The sequence below is a fragment of the Motilibacter deserti genome, assembly GCF_011250635.1.
GTDB lineage: Bacteria > Actinomycetota > Actinomycetes > Motilibacterales > Motilibacteraceae > Motilibacter_A > Motilibacter_A deserti.
Map to the genome: position 1 here is coordinate 26,373 of NZ_JAANNP010000005.1, position 17,200 is coordinate 43,572.

Here is a 17,200-nt window from a genome sequence, read left to right on the forward strand (position 1 = left end):
CTCTGCACAGCGTCGCCATCTCCGGCGCCGGCCTCATCGGCACCTCGATCGGGCTGGCGCTGCGCCGCACCGGAGTCCGGGTGCACCTGTCGGACGCGGACCCGGAGGTGGCCCGCCGCGCGGCCGAGCTCGGCGCCGGCACGCTGGAGGAGCCGGCCGGGCCGGTCGACCTCTTCGTCGCCGCGGCCCCGCCGTACGCCGTCGCCGGCGTCCTCGGCGCCGCGATCGCGGCCGGGACGGCCCGGACCTACACCGACGTCGCCGGGGTCAAGGAGGCCCCGCTGCGCGAGGTCTCGCGGCACCACCCCGGCCTCGCCACGCTCGTCGGCGGGCACCCGATGGCCGGCCGTGAGCGCAGCGGCCCGGGCGCAGCGCAGGCGGACCTGTTCGAGGGGCGGCCGTGGGTCGTCACGCCGCTGCCGACGTCAGGCGCCGAGCACGTGGCCCGCGTCGAGGAGCTGGCCCGGCTCTGCGGCGCCACCGCGGTCCGCATGGGCCCGGCCGCGCACGACCGCGCGGTCGCGCTGGTGTCGCACGCGCCGCACCTGCTCGCCGCGCTCGTCGCGTGCCGGCTCGCCGCCGGGGAGGAGGCGGCGGTCGCGGTCGCGGGGACGGGCGTACGCGACATCACCCGGGTCGCCGGGTCCGACCCCGCGCCGTGGGTCTCCCTGCTCGGGGCCAACGCCCGCCCGGTGGCCGACGTCCTCGCGCAGCTGCGGGACGACCTGGACGTCGCGCTCGGTGCGCTGAACGCGCTCGCGACCGACCCGGCGGACGCCGGTGCCGGTGAGCGGATGCGCGCCCTGCTGGCCGCGGGCGTGACGGGCCGGGAGCGGCTTCCCGGCCGTCACGGCGGCCGCCCAGAAGCACTGGCCGTGGTCCCGGTGGTCGTGCCGGACCGGCCGGGGGAGCTGGCCCGGCTGCTCGCCTTCATCGGCGAGGCAGGGGTCAACGTCGAGGACCTCGGGCTGGAGCACTCGCTCGGCCAGCCGGCCGGCCTCGCGCTGGTGTCCGTACGCCCGGAGGCCGCCGCTCGGCTGCGCGAGGTCCTCGCGGCCGGCGGCTGGTCGGTCCACGCCTGACGCCGCCCCACGCGGCGGGCGCCGGTCGCGCCCGCCGGCCCGGGCTCAGCGCCCGGTGACGAGCCGGGTGGCGGTGGGCACGAGCGCCGCGTAGTGCTGCTCGATGTAGGGAGCCGCCTCGGCCGCGAGGGCGCGCACGGCCGGCTCCTGGCCGGTCGCGAGCTCCAACTGCCCGGCCTTCATCGCCCGGCCGTGGGAGTTGAGCTGCTGCACGCTCCACATGCGGTCGAACACCGGCCCCGCCGGCAGGGACCGGAGGAAGTCGAGCTCGCGCTGCGTCTGCGGCGTCAGCTGGTCCGGGATCGTCACCCCGAGCGCGGCCGCCACGGCCGCCCCGCGCTGCTCGAGCATGGTGTGGTGCTCGATGAACAGGGCGGCCAGCTGACGCACCTGCGGGTCCGTGGCCTTCTCCAGGGCCAGCCGGCCCGCGGTGATCTCGTTGACGTTGCCGTCGTGCGCGGCGAGGAGGAAGGCGAGGTCCGGGGCCGGGACGGCCGCCACCGCCACCTGCGAATGCGCCGCCCGGTCAGCGGGCGGGGCGGCCTGGGCGGCAGGGGCGAGCCCTGTCACGGTCGTGCAGGCCAGCGCCAGGCCGGCGGCCAGGCTGCCGATGCGTACGGTCGCGTGCTTTTGCATGAGAGAGAACCCCCGAGGTCGGTGCGCCCTGGTTCCGGACGGCAGGGGGATGCCCACCTCGCGACGTATTAGCCCGATCTGATCAGGAATGTCGAGAACGTTGCCGCGGCCCTCACGACCGGCGGAACGGCCCGTCGAGCGCCGCCCACTGCAGCGCGAGGATCGTCTTCGCGTCGACGATCTCGCCGCGCCGCACCATGTCGAGCGCGGTGTCGAAGGGCAGCTCGACGACCTCGATGTCCTCCTCGTCGTCGACCCCGCCGCCCGCGCCCACCCGGTCCGCAGGGGAGTACGGCGCCGCGTAGACGTGCAGCGTCTCGGTCACCGAGCCCGGGCTCATGACGACGGCGAACAGCTCCTGCACCTCGCCGACCCGGTAGCCGGTCTCCTCCTCGACCTCGCGGCGTACGGCGTCCTCCGGCCCGTCCTCGTCGAGCAGCCCGGCCGGCAGCTCGAGGAGCATGCCGTCGGGATGCCCGTTGACGTAGGCCGGGTAGCGGAACTGGCGCACCAGCACCACGCTCCGGCTCGCGACGTCGTGGAGCAGCAGGGCGGCTCCGTTGCCCCGGTCGTAGGTCTCCCGGCGCTGGGCGGACCAGGTGCCGTCGCGGCCCTCGTAGTCGAACGTCGTGCGCCGCAGCACGCCCCAGTCGTTCGCGAGCACCTCGACGTCGATGACCTTGACCCGCGGGTTGCGGTCCAGCCCGAGGCCGGTGCGGTGCAGGCCGACGCGGCCGCGGGCGTCCGGCACGTCGATGCCGGGCCTGCCGGCGCTCATCGGGCGGCCGTCGCAGCGGTGGGGACCTCGTCGACGGACAGGTAGACGAGCTTTCCCTCCGCGCGGGCCTGGGCGACCATCGCGTCGGCGCCGGCCGACGGCCCGCCGATGCGCAGCACCGCGTCGCACCGGCTGAGCAGGCGCTCGGCGACCGGGTGGAAGACCTCGTCGAACGCTGCGTCCCCGACGCGCGTCGAGCCGGCGGCTTCGGCCATCGGCAGGGCGAGGGCCTCGCCGGTGACCGCGAGGTGCCCGGCACGGAACAGGTGCAGCGCCACGTCGGTCATCGCCCGCACGTTGGCGTCGAGCTTGCCGGGGTCGTCCCCGGTGCCCGACCGGTAGGGGCCGGCGACGAGGATCATCAGCGGTTGCGGGTTCATGGTTCTTCCTTCAGCTGTAGGTGATGTCGACGCCCGCGTCGGTGAGGGCGGTGAGCGTGTCGCGAGCGGCGTCCCCGACGTCCGGGTCGCGGGCGCCCGCGTCGGTGACCAGCACGTCGGCGACGTCGAGCGGCGCGACGTGCACGAAGGCGCGGACGCCGAGCTTGGTGGCGTCGGAGACGACGACGACCCGGCGGGCGCGGGGGAGGGCGGCCTGCTTGACGGCCGCGTCCTCGAGCGCGAACTCGGACCAGCCGTCGATGGCGGAGATGCCCCCGATCGACATGACGAAGGTGTCGAACGAGAAGCCGGTGATGGCCCGGTGGGCGAGCGGCCCCACGAGCGAGCGCTCGCCCGGGCGGGACTCGCCTCCCAGCACGAGCAGCCGGACGCCGGGCACGTCGGCGAGGGCGGCCGCCGCCTGCAGACTGAGCACCGCCACGGTGAGCGGGGCCCGGGCCGCGAGGTGCGCGGCCACGTGCACCGTGGTCGTGCCGGCGTCCAGCAGCACGGTCTCGCCGGGCTGGACGAGCGCGGCCGTCGCCGCGCCGAGCCGGTCCTTGACCGCCGACTGCCAGCCGAGGCGGGCCGTGTAGCCCGCCTCCTCGCGCCGCTCGCGGGTCGCGACGGCACCGCCACGTACGCGCTGGACGAGGCCTTCGGCCTGGAGGGCGTCGAGGTCCCGGCGCACCGTCATCTCCGACACCCCCAGCCGCCGGGCGAGCTCGGCGATGGACGCGCGCTCGGCGCCCTGGACGAGGCGCAGGGTGAGGTCGAGACGCTCCCGGGTGGCCATGGAGTCAATCTAACAGAACCGCTGTGAAGTTGATAGGAGTTTGTGAGCGCGCTGCGCGGCTAGTCTGGACACCGGCGGAGCCTCCGCCCTTCCCGCCGAGCCCTTGCTAGGAGAGCCTTGCCTGCGACGAGCAGCCTCGACCGGATCGTCATCGCGATCGACGGCCCCTCCGGCTCGGGCAAGTCCACGGTCTCCCGCCGGGTCGCCGCCCGCCTCGGGCTGGGCTACCTCGACACCGGCGCGACCTACCGCGCCGTGGCGTGGGCCGCCCTCGACCGCGGGCTGGACCTCGAGGACGGCGCTGCCCTGACCGCCCTGGCGACCTCCGCCGTGATCGAGCAGTCGCCGGACCCGACGCAGGACTCGGTGCGCATCGACGGCGCCGACGTCACCCAGGCCATCCGCGAGCAGCGCATCTCCGCGGTCGTGAGCAAGGTCGCGGGCAACCTCGACGTCCGCAAGGAGCTCGTACGCCGCCAGCAGGAGGTCGCCGCCCGCGGGCGCGTCGTCATCGAGGGCCGCGACATCACGACCGTCGTCGCGCCCGACGCGCCGGTCCGCATCCTGCTCACCGCCGACGAGCGCGCCCGGCTGGAGCGGCGCGCCCGCGAGCTGCACGGCACCACCGACGACGCCGCCATCGCCGCCACCCACGACTCGATCGTCCGCCGGGACGCCGACGACTCGAAGGTCGCGAGCTTCCTCACCGCCGCCGAGGGGGTCGTGGAGGTCGACACCTCCGCCCTCGGCCTCGACGAGGTCGTCGCGGAGGTGCTCCGCGTCGTCGCCGAGCGCGTCCCGGCGGCCGCAGACCTGCTGGAGCGCACACCGTGACCGACCCGACCACGCCCGACGACGGCGCCCGACAGGCGCTGGAGGAGGCCGCGCCGCTCGGCGCGAGCATCGAGGACGCCGTCGACGCGGCGTACGACGACGAGCAGGACTTCGTCGACTGGGAGATCGCCGAGTCCGGCGACGACGCTGCGGTGATGACCTACGAGGTCCCCGTCCTCGCTGTCGTCGGCCGCCCCAACGTCGGCAAGTCGACCCTGGTCAACCGCATCCTGGGCCGCCGCGAGGCCGTCGTCGAGGACGTGCCGGGCGTGACCCGCGACCGCGTGGCCTACGACGCGTCCTGGAACGGGCGGCCGTTCACGCTGCTCGACACCGGCGGCTGGGAGCGCGACGCGCGCGGCCTGGCCGCCCGGGTCGCCGCCCAGGCCGAGCTGGCCGTCGAGGCCGCCGACGCGGTGATGATGGTCGTCGACGCGACCGTCGGGCCGACCGACACCGACGAGGCCGTCGTGCGCGTGCTGCGGCGGGCGAAGAAGCCGGTCGTGCTCGTCGCGAACAAGGTCGACTCCGAGCGGCTCGAGTCCGAGGCCACCTCGCTGTGGAGCCTCGGGCTCGGCGAGCCGCACCCGGTCTCCGCCCTGCACGGAAGGGGGAGCGGCGACCTGCTCGACGCGGTCCTCGCCGCGCTGCCCGAGCCGCGCCAGGTCGAGGCGCCCGCGCCCGGCGGCCCGCGGCGGATCGCCCTCGTCGGCCGGCCGAACGTCGGCAAGTCCAGCCTGCTCAACGCCCTCGCGGGCGAGGAGCGGGTCGTCGTCGACGCGACCGCTGGCACCACCCGCGACCCGGTCGACGAGCTCATCGAGCTCGGCGGCCGCGACTGGCGCTTCGTCGACACCGCGGGCATCCGGCGGCGGGTGCACCAGACCGCGGGCGCGGACTACTACGCCAGCCTGCGCACCCGGGCCGCGATCGAGAAGGCCGAGGTCGCGCTGCTCCTGCTCGACGCCAGCCAGCCGCTCGCCGAGCAGGACGTCCGCATCGCCTCGATGGTCGTCGAGACCGGGCGCGCGCTCGTCCTCGCGTTCAACAAGTGGGACCTGCTCGACGAGGACCGCCGGCTGCTGCTGGAGCGCGAGATCGAGCGCGACCTCGGACCGGTGCGCTGGGCGCCGCGGGTGAACATCTCCGCGAACACCAAGCGCCACCTGGAGAAGCTCGTCCCGGCGATCGACGCGGCCCTCGACGGCTGGGAGACCCGCGTGCCGACGGCGAAGCTCAACGGCTTCCTCGGCCAGCTGGTCGCCGCCACCCCGCCGCCCGTGCGCGGCGGCAAGCAGCCCAAGATCCTGTTCGCCACCCAGGCCTCGGTCCGGCCGCCGCGGTTCGTGCTGTTCACGACCGGCTTCCTCGAGGCCGGCTACCGGCGCTTCATCGAGCGCCGGCTGCGCGAGGAGTTCGGCTTCGTCGGCAGCCCGGTCGCGGTCTCCGTGCGGGTCCGGGAGAAGAAGAAGCGGTGAGCCGCGCCGCCGCTCCGGGTGCGGGGCGGTGGGAGCGGTTGAGGTAAGGTCTACGCGTCCGGACAGCGTGCCGGACGGCCCGGGACGTGGCGCAGCTTGGTAGCGCACTTGACTGGGGGTCAAGGGGTCGCAGGTTCAAATCCTGTCGTCCCGACGGGCAGAAGCCGCAGGTCAGCGAGGTGCTGGCCTGCGGCTTCGCTGTTTGCGGACTACCCGTCGGCGAGCCGCTGCGCCATAGCGCGCAGCAGGCCGGTCTTCCACACGGTCGACCGCTTGCGGGCGGCCGGCGACAGGCCGACGATCGCGACGGTGTCGCCGCGGCGTACGACCAGCTGGTGGGTCTGCCCGGAGACGCCCTTCGCCGCGCTGAGCAGCAGCGCGTCGTCGCCGATGCCGCGCAGCTGCGCCGACGGCACCATCTCCTGCACGCTGGCGCAGCCGGCCCGGATGTTGCGGCGCACCTGCGCCATGTAGCGCGGGCCGGAGCCGGGGAAGAGCCGGAACACCGACTCCCATGTCGCGAGGCTGCGCGGGGCCTCGCCCGGGCCCCGGTAGCTCTCGGTGCGCAGGCCGGCGATCGCGATGTCGGTCTCGGGAGAGCACGGGCCGCTCCGCCCGAAGGCCGAGACGCCGCCCGAGAACCCGGTCCAGCCGCCGTCCGGCACCCGCGACCAACCGGTGCCGAAGTCGGCCGGGCGCAGCGTCGCGGACGCCGGCGGTGCCTGCCGCGCCGGGTTGGCGTAGACCTGCAACGGGGCCGGCGCGGCGCCGGCCAGGCGCGTGGTGACGGTGCCGCGCAGGGCGGCGGCGACGGCTGCCCGGTCGATCGCGCGCAGCTCGGCCGGGACCGCCGTGAGCTCGAGCCGGACGTGCGTGACGAGGTCGCCGGCACGGGCGACCAGCTGCCACGAGGTGCTCCAGTACGTGCGGGACCCCAGCGCGCGCGCCGGTGCGGCCTCCAGCACGACGACGGCGGACTCGTCGTCCACCTGCTCGGCGCGCACATTCCACGACCGGCCGGACGTCGGCCCGTTGCAGAGCGCCTGCTGCCGGACACCGGCCCAGCCCGCGGCTGCCGACGACGGGTCGAGCCGCCACACGTCCTGATAGAGCGTCCAGGCCGGCGCCGCCGACACGCGCTGGGCTCCGACGCTGGACCGCTCGCGGACCGCCTGCAGCACGCCGGCGCGCTGCAGCCCGCCCTCGCCGCCGTTCATCGCGCCCAGCCGACCGGGCCACTGCCGGGCCTGCCAGCCGCCGCGCAGGTCCGCCTCGGTCAGCAGCACCCGGCCGCTCACCTCCGGCACCTTCGCCGGCCGCTCGTACGTCGGGGTCGGCGCGGCGCACGCCGGGCCCGGGCCCGGGGCGGCGACCGCAACTGCCGGAGCGGGAGCCAGCACCAGTGTGGTTGTGAAAGCGGCGGAGAGGATGCGGGCTGCGGTGCTGGATCGGTGGCGCTGGACGCCGCTCATGTCTTCCCCCGTGGCTCGACGTTGAGCCGGAGACTAGGGCGTCGGAGACGGACGCGGAAGGGGCGCGAGAGTCGCGGTGAGTGGTGCGCACGCGGGCGAGCCGGCCCGGCGCTGAGGCCGGCGACCCGGTCACGCGCCTGCGCGACCAGGGCGAGCGACCGGCCCGTGGTGGGCAGGGCCTCGCCGAACGCGACGACGACCGGCCCGGGGCGCAGCCCGCCCGACACCGGCAGCAGCGCCCCCGTGCCGGTCAGCCCGACGGGGACCACGGGCACTCCTGCCTCGGCCGCCAGCCGGAACGCGCCCGACCGGAACTCGCCGAGACCGCCGTCCCGGGACCGCGTGCCCTCGGGGAACACCACGACGGCCCGCCCGGCCCGCAGCGCGGCCCGTGCCGCCATCAGGTCGGCCGACCCGCCGCCCCCGCGCCGGACCGGGAACGCGCCGAGCAGGCCGCGCGCGACCGCACGGCGCGACGGCTTCTCGAACCAGTGGTCGCGCGCGGCGGCGACGACCGGTCGGCACGCCGCCGGCAAAGCGGCCAGCAGCGCGGGCGCGTCCGCGTGCGAGGAGTGGTTGGCGACGACGACGCAGGCGCCCGCAGGCAGCGGGCCCGTCACCCGCAGGCCTCCGGTCACGGTGAACCCGGACCGCCACAGCAGCCGCCTCGCCGCCGCGGCGCACGGGGGCCGCCGCGTACGCGACGTCACGACAGCACCCAGGCGAGCGGGAGCGTCAGCAGCAGGCTGTCGACCCGGTCCAGCAGCCCGCCGAAGCCCGGAAGCCAGCTTCCGGCGTCCTTGACGCCGGCGTGGCGCTTGAGCAGCGACTCGACGAGGTCGCCCAGGACGGCGCCGAGCCCGACCGCCAGCAGCAGCCCCGGGTGCAGCTGCCCGGTGACCGCCAGCGCCGCTCCGGCCCCGGCCGCCGCCCCGAGCACGCCACCGCGCGTCTTGGCCGGCGACACCGCGGTCAGCCGCGCCGCGGCCCAGCGGAAGCGCCGCAGCGACCGGCCTGCGCACCACGCCGCCACGTCCGCCACCGCCACCGCGAGCACCACCGGCAGCGCGAGCTCGTCCAGCAGCACGAGGTGCGCGAGCCCCCAGCCGATCCAGAGCACCCCGAAGGCGGTGTACGCCGTCCGCCGCGACCCGTCGGCGGTGTCCCCTTGCAGCAGGGGCGCCAGGGCCGCGGCGAGCGCGAGCAGGGGGGCTGCGGACAGCAGCCCGGGGGCCAGGAGCGCGGCGGCGGGGCCGCCCACGGCTGCGGCCGCCAGCAGCCACCGGTCCGGGCGTGGGAGCCGGGCGAGCGCGGCGTACTCGCGGGCCGCGACGGCTCCGAGCGCGGCCGCGAGCAAGGCGGCGCCGGCTGGGCCGAGCCAGAGCGGGAGCAGGACGGCAGGAGCGATGACCGCCCAGGAGGCCCAGCGTCGGCGCAGCTCCTGGTGGCCGCAGACCGCGACGGCCACGCCGGAGACGCCCAGGGCGACGGGGGCCACGGCGTACACGGACATGCTCATCGGCCGGCCCCCACGGCGGCGAGCGCCCGGCAGCCGGTCACGAGCCGGACGGCGGCGGTGACGACCGACCCGATGGTGAGGAGCGCCAGCACGGCCGGCCAGAGGGCGGGGACGACGGCTCCGACGGCGACGAGCACGCAGCGCTCGGTCTTGCCCAACGGGCCACCGTTCGCCCGTGGGCCGCCGGCCGCAGCGACCGCCAGCGAGGCGAACGTCGGCAGCATCGCCGCCGCCAGCGCGACGAGGGCGAGGCCCGCGGGCGCGACGAGGGCCACCGCGGCCATGACCAGCAGGTCCGACGCGCGGTCACCGACCTCGTTGAGCACCGCGCCGACCGGGCGCTCGACGTCGCGCTCGCGGGCGAGCGCGCCGTCCAGGTTGGCGCCCGCGAGCCGGGCGGCCAGCAGCGCCGGGACGGCCCATCCCAGCACGGGCCACGTGCCGGAGAGGGCGACCGCCGCCGCGGCCGCCCCCGCGGCGACGACACCGGCCGCCGTCACCGCGTCCGGCGGGACGTCGCGGGCGACGGCCCAGCTCAGGGCCCGCGAGAGGCGACGGGTGTACCAAGGCTTCAGCGCGTAGAGGCCTGCGGGGGCCGACGAGGAGCTCATGGCCCCACGGTCGCCGCCGCGGCCTGCTCGGCGCGCGTGCCCGGCTACTCAGGCGGGGTGAGTACCCGGGCTCAGGTCCGGCAGGTCCGTGACGCGGCGCAAGCCCAGGTCCGGGTCGGCGAGCAGCTCCTCGTCCGCGAAGCCGAGCCGGCCGTGCACGTCGACCACCGGGAACTGCGCGAAGTAGTGGCCCGGCACCGGCTCACCGGTCTCGAGCGCCCGGGCGACCTGCGCGAGGCGGGCGCCCAGCCCCGGCGCGACCGGCTCGTCCGGGCACCCGAACTCCCAGATCCACTCCCACAGGCAGCCCGACATCGGCCCCGGCCGCAGGTCGACCAGCAGGCTGCCCCCGTTGGTGTTGCCGACCGGGAGCAGCTGCGGGACGTATCTCTCCAGGGGCGTGCCCGCCGGCTGATCCTCGTCCCGCGGCTCCTCCGGCCCGAAGCCCGCGTCCTGCAGGTCGCCGAAGGAGGCCTCGACGTCGGCCTGGATCCGCAGGTTCATGTGCCAGTGCTCGACGATCTGGCGGGCGCTGAGCGGGCTCGCCTCGACGAAGGCCTCGACGTCGATGCTCACGCCGTCGTGGGCCCGGAGCGAGGCACGGACGTCCTCCGGCCAGGCGAGCCCGGTCTCGAGCTCGGCCTGCCGCAGCTCGGCCTCCGGGCACGGCGGGCGCAGTGCCTCCAGCGTCGCGGGGGAGTAGCGCGCTGCCCACCGCTCCACGGCCTTCCAGGCCTCTGCCACCTGCATCCAGCCGACCCTAACGAGGCGGGCGGCCCGACGCAGCCGCCCGCCCCGGCCCGCGCGGTCAGGAGCTGTGCCGCTCCAGCGAGCGCGCGAACTCCTCCGCCACGCCGAGCTGCGCGCGCAGCGCCCGCACGCGGGTCGCGACGATCTCTCGGTACGCCGCCAGCCGCTCGCGCGCGTCGGCCACCGCGGCCGGGTCGGCGCCCGTGCCGTCGAGGACGTCCAGCAGGGAGAGCAGCTCGCGCATCTGCTCGAGGGTGAACCCGAGCGGCTTCATCGGCTTGACGAGCGCGAGCCGGGCGAGGTCGTCCGCGGTGTAGAGCCGGAAGCCGCCGTCACTGCGCGCCGAGGGCCGGACGATCCCGACCTCCTCGTAGTGGCGAAGCGTCCGGATGCTCAGCCCGACCCGCTCGGCGGCCTCGCCGATCTGCATGAGCACCCCGGCCATCAGTGCGCCCCTGCCAGCCGGCCCGACAGCGAGCCGTGGCGCGCGGCGCTGTGCTCGTCGAGGCCGACCAGGGTGACGGCCTTCCCGCGCTGGGCGTACTTGTGCGTGATCGCGTCGAGCGTCGCCACCGACGAGGCGTCCCACACGTGCGCCCGGGACATGTCGATCACGACGTGCTCGGGGTCGCCCGCGTAGTCGAACTGGTAGACGAGGTCGTTGCTGGAGGCGAAGAAGAGCTCGCCCTCGACGGTGTAGGTGCGCGTGCTCCCGTCCTCGTCGAGCGCGGCGGTGACGGTCGCGAGGTGGGCGACCCGGCGGGCGAAGAGGACGCAGGCCACGACGACGCCGACGACGACCCCGATCGCGAGGTTCTCGGTCGCCACGACGACGGCCACCGTCGAGAGCATCACCGCGGTCTCGCTGCGGGGCATGCGGCGCAGCGTGCGCAGGCTGTGCCAGTCGAAGGTCGAGACCGAGACGAGGATCATCACGGCGACCAGGGCGGCCATGGGGATCCGTGCGACGACGTCGCCCAGCGCGACGACGAGGACGAGCAGGAAGACGCCGGCGAGGAAGGTGGACAGGCGGGTGCGGGCGCCGGACGCCTTCACGTTGATCATCGTCTGCCCGATCATCGCGCAGCCGCCCATGCCGCCGAAGAAGCCGGTGACGACGTTGGCGACGCCCTGGCCCCAGGACTCCCGGGTCTTGTCCGAGTGCGTGTCGGTGATGTCGTCGACGAGCTTGGCCGTCATGAGCGACTCCATGAGCCCGACCAGGGCGATGCCCAGCGCGTAGGGCGCGATGACCTGCAGCGTCTGCCAGGTGTAGGGCACGTCCGGCAGGCCGAGCGTGGGCAGGCTCGAGGGCAGCTCGCCCTCGTCGCCGACCGTCGGCACGGCCAAGGAGGCGGCGGCGGTGAGCACGGTGAGCACGACGATCGCCACGAGCGGCGCGGGGACCGCGGTCGTCAGCCGGGGCAGCCCCACGATGATCGCGAGCGCGGCCACGACCAGCGGATAGACCAGCCACGGCACGTCGACCAGGTGCGGCAGCTGCGCCAGGAAGATCAGGATGGCCAGCGAGTTGACGAAGCCGACCATGACGCTGCGGGGCACGAACCGCATGAGCCGCGCGACGCCCGCGAGCCCGAGGACGATCTGGAACGCGCCGCCGAGGACGACCGCGGCGACGAGGTGGCCCAGGCCGTGCTCGCGCACGAGCGGCGCGACGACCAGGGCGACCGCGCCCGTCGCTGCGCTGATCATGGCCGGGCGCCCACCCGTGAAGGCGATGACGACGGCCATGGTGAAGGACGCGAAGAGCCCGACCTTCGGGTCCACCCCGGCGAGGATGGAGAACGAGATCGCCTCCGGGATCAGCGCGAGGGCGACGACCAGGCCGGCGAGGGCCTCGGTGCGCGCCACCCGCGGGCTGAGCCAGGCCGGCCGGGCCGACGACGTGCCCGCGAGGGCAGGGGCAGGGGATACGGGCATACGGGCCTTCCGGTACGCCGCGGCGGCGGCGAGAGTGCGAGGACGCCGCGGCAACGCTGCCGGACAGCAGGAGACAACTCTACCCTTCCGAAAGAGGAGAGTTGTCTCCTGCGTCAGACCGGCGACAGCTGCTTCTCGCGGCCCGACCGCCACTCCACCAGCAGTTGCGTCGCGTCGTCCTGCACCCTCCCGGCCTGGTGCCCGAGCACGCGCAGGGTCACCTGGCGCAGCGTCTCGGGCACCGGCAGCCCCGCGCCGGCGGCCTCGGTCAGCGCCATGACCAGCCGCTCGACCCCGAAGAAGCGGCCCTGCTCGTCGCGCCCGTCAACGACGCCGTCCGTGTAGGCGAGCACCGAGTCACCCGGCTCCAGGGTCGTCTCGCCGACGCGCAGCGCGTCGGCGCCGAGGTGGAGGAGGCCGAGCGGGGGGTGGGGCTCGACCGCGAGCGTGCGCTCGACGCGGCCCTCGTGCAGCACGAGGGGCGCTGGGTGGCCGGCGAGCACCCAGCGCAGCCGCCCGGCCTCGAGGTCGAGGTCGGCGACGACGGCCGTCACGTACTGGCCGCCTGGGAAAGCCTGCGAGACCGCGGCGTCCATGTGCCGCACGACGTCGGGCAACGGAGCACCGATCCGCCGGGCGTTCCGGTACGCGGCGACCGCGGTGGTCGAGAGCAGGCTCGCCTGCAGCCCGTGGCCCTTCGCGTCCAGCACCGCGAAGCGCAGGCACGAGCCGTCAGCCGCGTAGTCGAAGGAGTCCCCGCCCACCTGGTAGCTCGGCTCCACGGACCCCGCGACGACGAGGCCTTCGGTGGCGAACGTGAGGGGCGGCAGGCACTGCCACTGCACCTCGGCCGCGAGCGACATCGGCTGGTCCCGGGCCGCTCGCGAGAGCGAGTCGCCGTACTGCCCCTTCGTCGTGACGAGCTCCGCGGCGGCGGAGGCGAAGGCGGTGAGCACGTGCATGGCGGCCCGGTCGAGGGACGTCTGCCCGGGCAGCGTCAGCGCGAGCGCCCCGAGCCGCTCGACGCCGTCGAGGAGAGGGAGCGCCACCCGTACGCCGCCCGCTCGCTCCTCGACCTGCGGCTGCATCAGCCGGAACGCCGTGCCGGGCAGCGAGTCGTCGAGGTCCAGCGCGGGCCCGTCCGCCGGCGGCAGCGGCCGCAGCCCGCGCTGGGCGTAGTCGACCAGGTAGACCACGACGTCGTGGGCACCGGTTGGTGCCAGCGCGTCCGCCACCAGCGCCGCCACGCGGTCCGGAGTCGCCATCCGCGCAGACTCGACGAGCCGCTGGAGGGTCCGGGGGCCGAGGGGCTCCATACCGTCTGTCGTGCGCATGACTGCACTGCGTACCCGTCCGAGGCGACGGCCACCCGGTCAGCCACCCGGCAGGAACACCGGGCGCACGCACCCCTCCTTCTTGTCCTTGAACAGCTCGTAGCCCTTGGGCGCCTTCGACAGCGGCATCACGTGGGTCCCGAACTGCGCGGTCTTGAGCTCTCCCTTGGCGATCCGGTCGAGCAGCATGGGGATGTAGCGCTGCCCGTGCATCTGGGCTCCGCGGATCGTCAGCCCCTTGTTCATGGCCGCGCCAAGCGGGAACTTGTCGACGAGCCCGGCGAACACCCCGAGGACGAAGACGCTGCCACCCTTGCGGACGGAGTAGATCGCCTGCCGCACCGCGGTCGGGCGGTCGGTCTGCAGCCGCAGCTGCTGCTTGGCCTGGTCGTAGGGGAACTGAACCCCGGTGCTGTGCGCCTCCATCCCGACCGCCTCGACCGCCACGTCGGGGCCGCGGCCGCCGGTCAGCTCGCGCAGCGCGGCGTCGACGTCCACCGCGGTGTAGTCGAGCGTCTCCGCACCCGCGAGCTCCTTCGCCATGGCCAGCCGCTCCGGATAACGGTCGATGACCACCACGCGAGACGCACCGAGCAGCGCGGCCGCCTGCGCCGACACCTGGCCCACGGCACCGGCGCCCCATACGGCGACGACGTCGCCGGGCTGCACCCCGCCGAGGTCGGCACCCATCCACCCGGTCGGGCCTGCGTCCGAGGCGAAGACGGCCGCCTCGTCCGAGACCCCCTCCGGCACCGCGAAGGCGCCGACGTCGGCGTACGGGACGCGGACGTACTCGGCATGGCTGCCGGCGTTGCCGCCCATCGCGTGGGAGTAGCCGAAGCAGCCGCCGGGGTTCGACCCCCAGAGGAACTCGGTGAGCGCCGGGTTGGTGTTGCCGTTGTCGCAGAGCGAGTAGAGCTCCTTGCTGCAGTACCAGCACTTGCCGCAGGCGATGAACGAGCTGACCACGACGCGGTCGCCGACCTTGTGCTTGCGCACGGACGGCCCGACCTCGACCACCTCGCCGAGGAACTCGTGGCCGAGCACGTCGCCCTTCTCCATGGCGGGGATGTAGCCGCCCAGCAGGTGCAGGTCGGAGCCGCAGGCGGCCGAGCGGATCACTCGCAGGACCACGTCGTGGCTGTTCTGGATGCCCGGGTCGGGCACCTTCTCGACCGAGAGCTTGTTGACGCCCTGCCAGGTCAGCGCCTTCACAGGTGGCCCAGCCTCTCCGCCCGGCGGGTGGCGGCCCGCAACGGCAGGTTGAGCAGGGTGGCTTTCGTCGTCCCGGGCCGGTCGGCCTGCAGGACCTCGCCCGCCTCGAGCTCCATCTTCGCGTGGCGCAGCGCCTGTCGCAGGTCCGCTGCCTCGATCTTCGACCGCTCGGCCGGGCGCGCGGCCAGCTCCATGCCCTTGTCGCCGGGGGCGACGGACCAGCGGGTCTCGACCGCGCTCCCGAGCGCGGCCAGCGGCCCGGGGAGAGCCGCCGGCTGGGTCGGCAGGAAGACCGTGACGGCCTGCCAGCCGGACGTGGCCGACGCTCGCTTGCGCCGGTGACGGGCGAGGGCGAGGACGGCGGCGCCCCCGGCCGCGAGGGCGAGCGCGGGGCCGGGCCGCGTGGGTGCGGAGCTCATGCAGACACCTTCCGGTTCGTGGGTCCTGTCCGCTCTACCCGTGCAAACCGGGAGTGAACGGACGTATTCGGTCACCCGGTCGGACGCGTGCGGACGCACCAGAGGTTTTTTCTAGAGTTCGGCGCTTTCTGGGCCGAAGGGCCTATTGGGCCTTGAGAGACAGGGCCCAGGAAGGCGAAGATCGTGAGACATCTCTACGGGGGACGATCCGTCCGTTCGGTCGCCGCGGCCGCTGCCACGGCATCCGTCGTCGCCGCCGGCATCGTCGCCGCACCGGCGGCCCGCGCGGCCGCCGCGCCAGGGTCGGCGCGGGCCGTAGCAGCCAAGGTCGACCTGGGGCTCGGCGTCCTGGGCATCCCGCTCCCGCTGGTCGCCCTGGGGCTCGGGCAGGTGAGCGCTCCGCCCAACTCCTCGTCGAGCGCTGCAACCCTGAACAGCGGTGCTCTCGGCGGCGGCCTCGCCCCGCTCAACCTGGTGGCGGCCAACGCGGCGTCCACGTCCGCGGAGGTCACCGCGTCGATCGCGAAGGCGTCGAGCAGCCTTGCCGGAGCCACGGTCAACGTGCCGGGCCTCGCGAACCTGCTCGAGGTCTCCGCGCTCTCGTCCTCCGTCACCTGCCCCGCGAACCCGGCCCTGCCGATCACGAGCGAGGTCACCCTCCCGACAACCGTCAAGGTCGCGGGCCGCACGGTGGACGTGAGCGCAGGGGGCACCGTCGTCGTCCCGCTCCTCGTCGGCTCGGTCACCCTCGGCCTGCGCAGCACCGGCGTGACCGGCCAGACCGGGACGGCACGAGCGCTGCTGCTGCAGGTGGACGTCAACGTCATCGGCGTCGCGCGCACCGCCGGCACGGTGGCCCTCGGTGACGTCTCCTGCACCCGGCCGGGGCTGCCCGCCCCGGTGTCCAGCGGGCTGTCCTCCACTGCCGGGCCGGTCGCGGGGGGCGGCACCGTCACGCTGCGGGGGCACGACCTGTCCGGCACGACCGCGGTGACCTTCGGGGGCGTGCCCGCCGGCGACGTCACCGTCGTCGACGACGGCACGGTGACCGTCACGGTGCCGCCGCACGCGCCCGGCACGGTGGACGTCGTCGCGACGTCTCCCGGCGGCACGACCGCGCCGCTCAGCTACCGCTATGCGGCCCCGCCCGTGGCTGCCGGCGTCAGCCCGGCGCACGGTCCCGTGGGCGGCGGGCCGGTCACGATCCCGGGCTCCGCGCTGCAGGGCGCTCGCGTGACGTTCGACGGCGTTCCTGCCACGGACGTCACGACCGCTCCGGACGGCTCCAGCCTCACGGCCGCGGCCCCGCCGCACGCCGCCGGGCCGGTCGCCGTGACCGTGACGACCGCCGGCGGGACCGCGGGGCCGCTGGCGTACGTCTACGACGCTCCGCCCGTGCCCGCTCCCGTCCTCACGGCGATGGCGCCGGCCGTGGGCCAGGCCAGCGGTGGGACCTCCGTCACCGTGACGGGCACCGGCCTCGCCGGCGCCTCCGGCGTGACGGTCGGCGGCGTCCCCGCGACCCAAGTGGCGGTCGTCGACCCCATGCACCTGACCTTCGTCACCCCGGCCGGCCAGGCCGGGCCTGCTCCCGTCGTCGTCACGACGCCCGCGGGCGCGTCGAACCCGCTGACGTTCACGTACTGGGCGCCGGTCGTGTCCGCCGTCGCCCCGGCGGCCGGCCCCGAGGCCGGCGGCACGCCGGTGACCGTGTCCGGCGCCGGCCTCGGCCTCGCCACGGGTGTCAGCATCGGCGGCACGCCGGCGACCGGCGTGACCGTGGTCGACGGCACGACGGTCACCGCCACCGCTCCCGCCGGCACCGGGACGGCCGACGTGGTCGTCGAGCTGCCCGGCGACGACGCAGTGCTGCCGGGCGCCTACACCTACCTGCCGGCGCACACCCCGACGAGCCCGACGGACCCGACGCCGACGGACCCGACGCCGACGGACCC

18 protein-coding genes and 1 tRNA gene are annotated in these 17,200 nt (G+C 75.4%); 5 read left to right on the plus strand and 14 right to left on the minus strand.

Features of this window, described 5'->3' with window-relative positions:
* Positions 1-2: 2 nt before the first annotated feature.
* Positions 3-1,082 (plus strand): prephenate dehydrogenase, encoded by a 1,080-nt coding sequence (locus tag G9H71_RS10700; protein ID WP_166281820.1) that lies wholly within the window; start codon positions 3-5, stop codon positions 1,080-1,082.
* Between the two features lie 45 nt (positions 1,083-1,127).
* Here G9H71_RS10700 and G9H71_RS10705 read toward each other — a convergent pair whose 3' ends face one another.
* The 4 genes from G9H71_RS10705 to G9H71_RS10720 form a co-directional block, all read right to left on the minus strand.
* Positions 1,128-1,718 (minus strand): DUF4142 domain-containing protein, encoded by a 591-nt coding sequence (locus tag G9H71_RS10705; RefSeq protein WP_166281596.1) that lies wholly within the window; start codon positions 1,716-1,718, stop codon positions 1,128-1,130.
* A gap of 112 nt (positions 1,719-1,830) precedes the next feature.
* Complete coding sequence (locus G9H71_RS10710) at positions 1,831-2,496, minus strand: NUDIX domain-containing protein (RefSeq protein ID WP_166281598.1); 666 nt, start codon at positions 2,494-2,496, stop codon at positions 1,831-1,833.
* Entirely contained in the window at positions 2,493-2,876 is a 384-nt protein-coding gene (locus G9H71_RS10715) for a DUF4406 domain-containing protein (protein WP_166281600.1), read from the minus strand. The genes G9H71_RS10710 and G9H71_RS10715 overlap by 4 nt, the downstream gene beginning before the upstream one ends.
* Positions 2,877-2,886: 10 nt before the next feature.
* Positions 2,887-3,672: a DeoR/GlpR family DNA-binding transcription regulator gene (locus G9H71_RS10720; RefSeq protein WP_166281602.1), complete on the minus strand. Its 786-nt coding sequence runs from the start codon at positions 3,670-3,672 to the stop codon at positions 2,887-2,889.
* A 117-nt stretch (positions 3,673-3,789) separates the two neighbouring features.
* Between G9H71_RS10720 and cmk the strand changes: the two genes are divergently transcribed.
* The 3 genes from cmk (at position 3,790) to G9H71_RS10735 (ending at position 6,138) form a co-directional block, all read left to right on the plus strand.
* Positions 3,790-4,506: a (d)CMP kinase gene (gene cmk / locus G9H71_RS10725; protein ID WP_166281604.1), complete on the plus strand. Its 717-nt coding sequence runs from the start codon at positions 3,790-3,792 to the stop codon at positions 4,504-4,506.
* Positions 4,503-5,984 carry a ribosome biogenesis GTPase Der gene (gene der / locus G9H71_RS10730; protein WP_331272901.1) on the plus strand — a complete coding sequence of 494 codons (1,482 nt, stop codon included), beginning with the start codon at positions 4,503-4,505 and terminating at the stop codon, positions 5,982-5,984. The genes cmk and der overlap by 4 nt, the downstream gene beginning before the upstream one ends.
* Positions 5,985-6,064: 80 nt before the next feature.
* Positions 6,065-6,138 (plus strand) — tRNA-Pro (locus G9H71_RS10735).
* 55 nt (positions 6,139-6,193) lie between these two features.
* On the opposite strand, the gene G9H71_RS10740 is transcribed toward G9H71_RS10735, so the two are convergent.
* From G9H71_RS10740 to G9H71_RS10785, 10 genes are all read right to left on the minus strand, one after another.
* Entirely contained in the window at positions 6,194-7,456 is a 1,263-nt protein-coding gene (locus G9H71_RS10740; protein WP_166281606.1) for a hypothetical protein, read from the minus strand.
* Entirely contained in the window at positions 7,453-8,166 is a 714-nt protein-coding gene (locus G9H71_RS10745) for a lysophospholipid acyltransferase family protein (RefSeq protein ID WP_331272902.1), read from the minus strand. Before G9H71_RS10745 ends, G9H71_RS10740 begins: the two co-directional genes overlap by 4 nt.
* Entirely contained in the window at positions 8,163-8,975 is an 813-nt protein-coding gene (locus tag G9H71_RS10750) for a phosphatidate cytidylyltransferase (protein ID WP_166281608.1), read from the minus strand. The genes G9H71_RS10745 and G9H71_RS10750 overlap by 4 nt, the downstream gene beginning before the upstream one ends.
* Positions 8,972-9,586, minus strand: coding sequence for a CDP-alcohol phosphatidyltransferase family protein (locus tag G9H71_RS10755; protein WP_166281610.1), 615 nt, complete (start codon positions 9,584-9,586; stop codon positions 8,972-8,974). The genes G9H71_RS10750 and G9H71_RS10755 overlap by 4 nt, the downstream gene beginning before the upstream one ends.
* 48 nt (positions 9,587-9,634) lie before the next feature.
* Complete coding sequence (locus tag G9H71_RS10760; RefSeq protein ID WP_166281612.1) at positions 9,635-10,336, minus strand: SMI1/KNR4 family protein; 702 nt, start codon at positions 10,334-10,336, stop codon at positions 9,635-9,637.
* A gap of 58 nt (positions 10,337-10,394) precedes the next feature.
* Positions 10,395-10,781: a MerR family transcriptional regulator gene (locus G9H71_RS10765; protein WP_231134601.1), complete on the minus strand. Its 387-nt coding sequence runs from the start codon at positions 10,779-10,781 to the stop codon at positions 10,395-10,397.
* Positions 10,781-12,277, minus strand: a complete 1,497-nt coding sequence (locus G9H71_RS10770; RefSeq protein WP_166281614.1) for a SulP family inorganic anion transporter — start codon at positions 12,275-12,277, stop codon at positions 10,781-10,783. Before G9H71_RS10770 ends, G9H71_RS10765 begins: the two co-directional genes overlap by 1 nt.
* Positions 12,278-12,390: 113 nt before the next feature.
* A complete protein-coding gene (locus G9H71_RS10775) occupies positions 12,391-13,542 on the minus strand; it encodes a PP2C family protein-serine/threonine phosphatase (protein WP_166281616.1) in 1,152 nt (383 codons plus the stop codon).
* Positions 13,543-13,650: 108 nt separating this feature from the next.
* The gene (locus G9H71_RS10780) at positions 13,651-14,826 is read right to left on the minus strand and encodes a zinc-dependent alcohol dehydrogenase (RefSeq protein ID WP_166281618.1); all 1,176 of its coding nucleotides are present in this window, start codon (positions 14,824-14,826) and stop codon (positions 13,651-13,653) included.
* Positions 14,823-15,245: a hypothetical protein gene (locus tag G9H71_RS10785; protein ID WP_166281620.1), complete on the minus strand. Its 423-nt coding sequence runs from the start codon at positions 15,243-15,245 to the stop codon at positions 14,823-14,825. Before G9H71_RS10785 ends, G9H71_RS10780 begins: the two co-directional genes overlap by 4 nt.
* A 183-nt stretch (positions 15,246-15,428) precedes the next feature.
* Between G9H71_RS10785 and G9H71_RS25050 the strand changes: the two genes are divergently transcribed.
* A partial coding sequence (locus G9H71_RS25050) for an IPT/TIG domain-containing protein (RefSeq protein WP_196791968.1) occupies positions 15,429-17,200 on the plus strand: 1,772 nt, incomplete at its 3' end.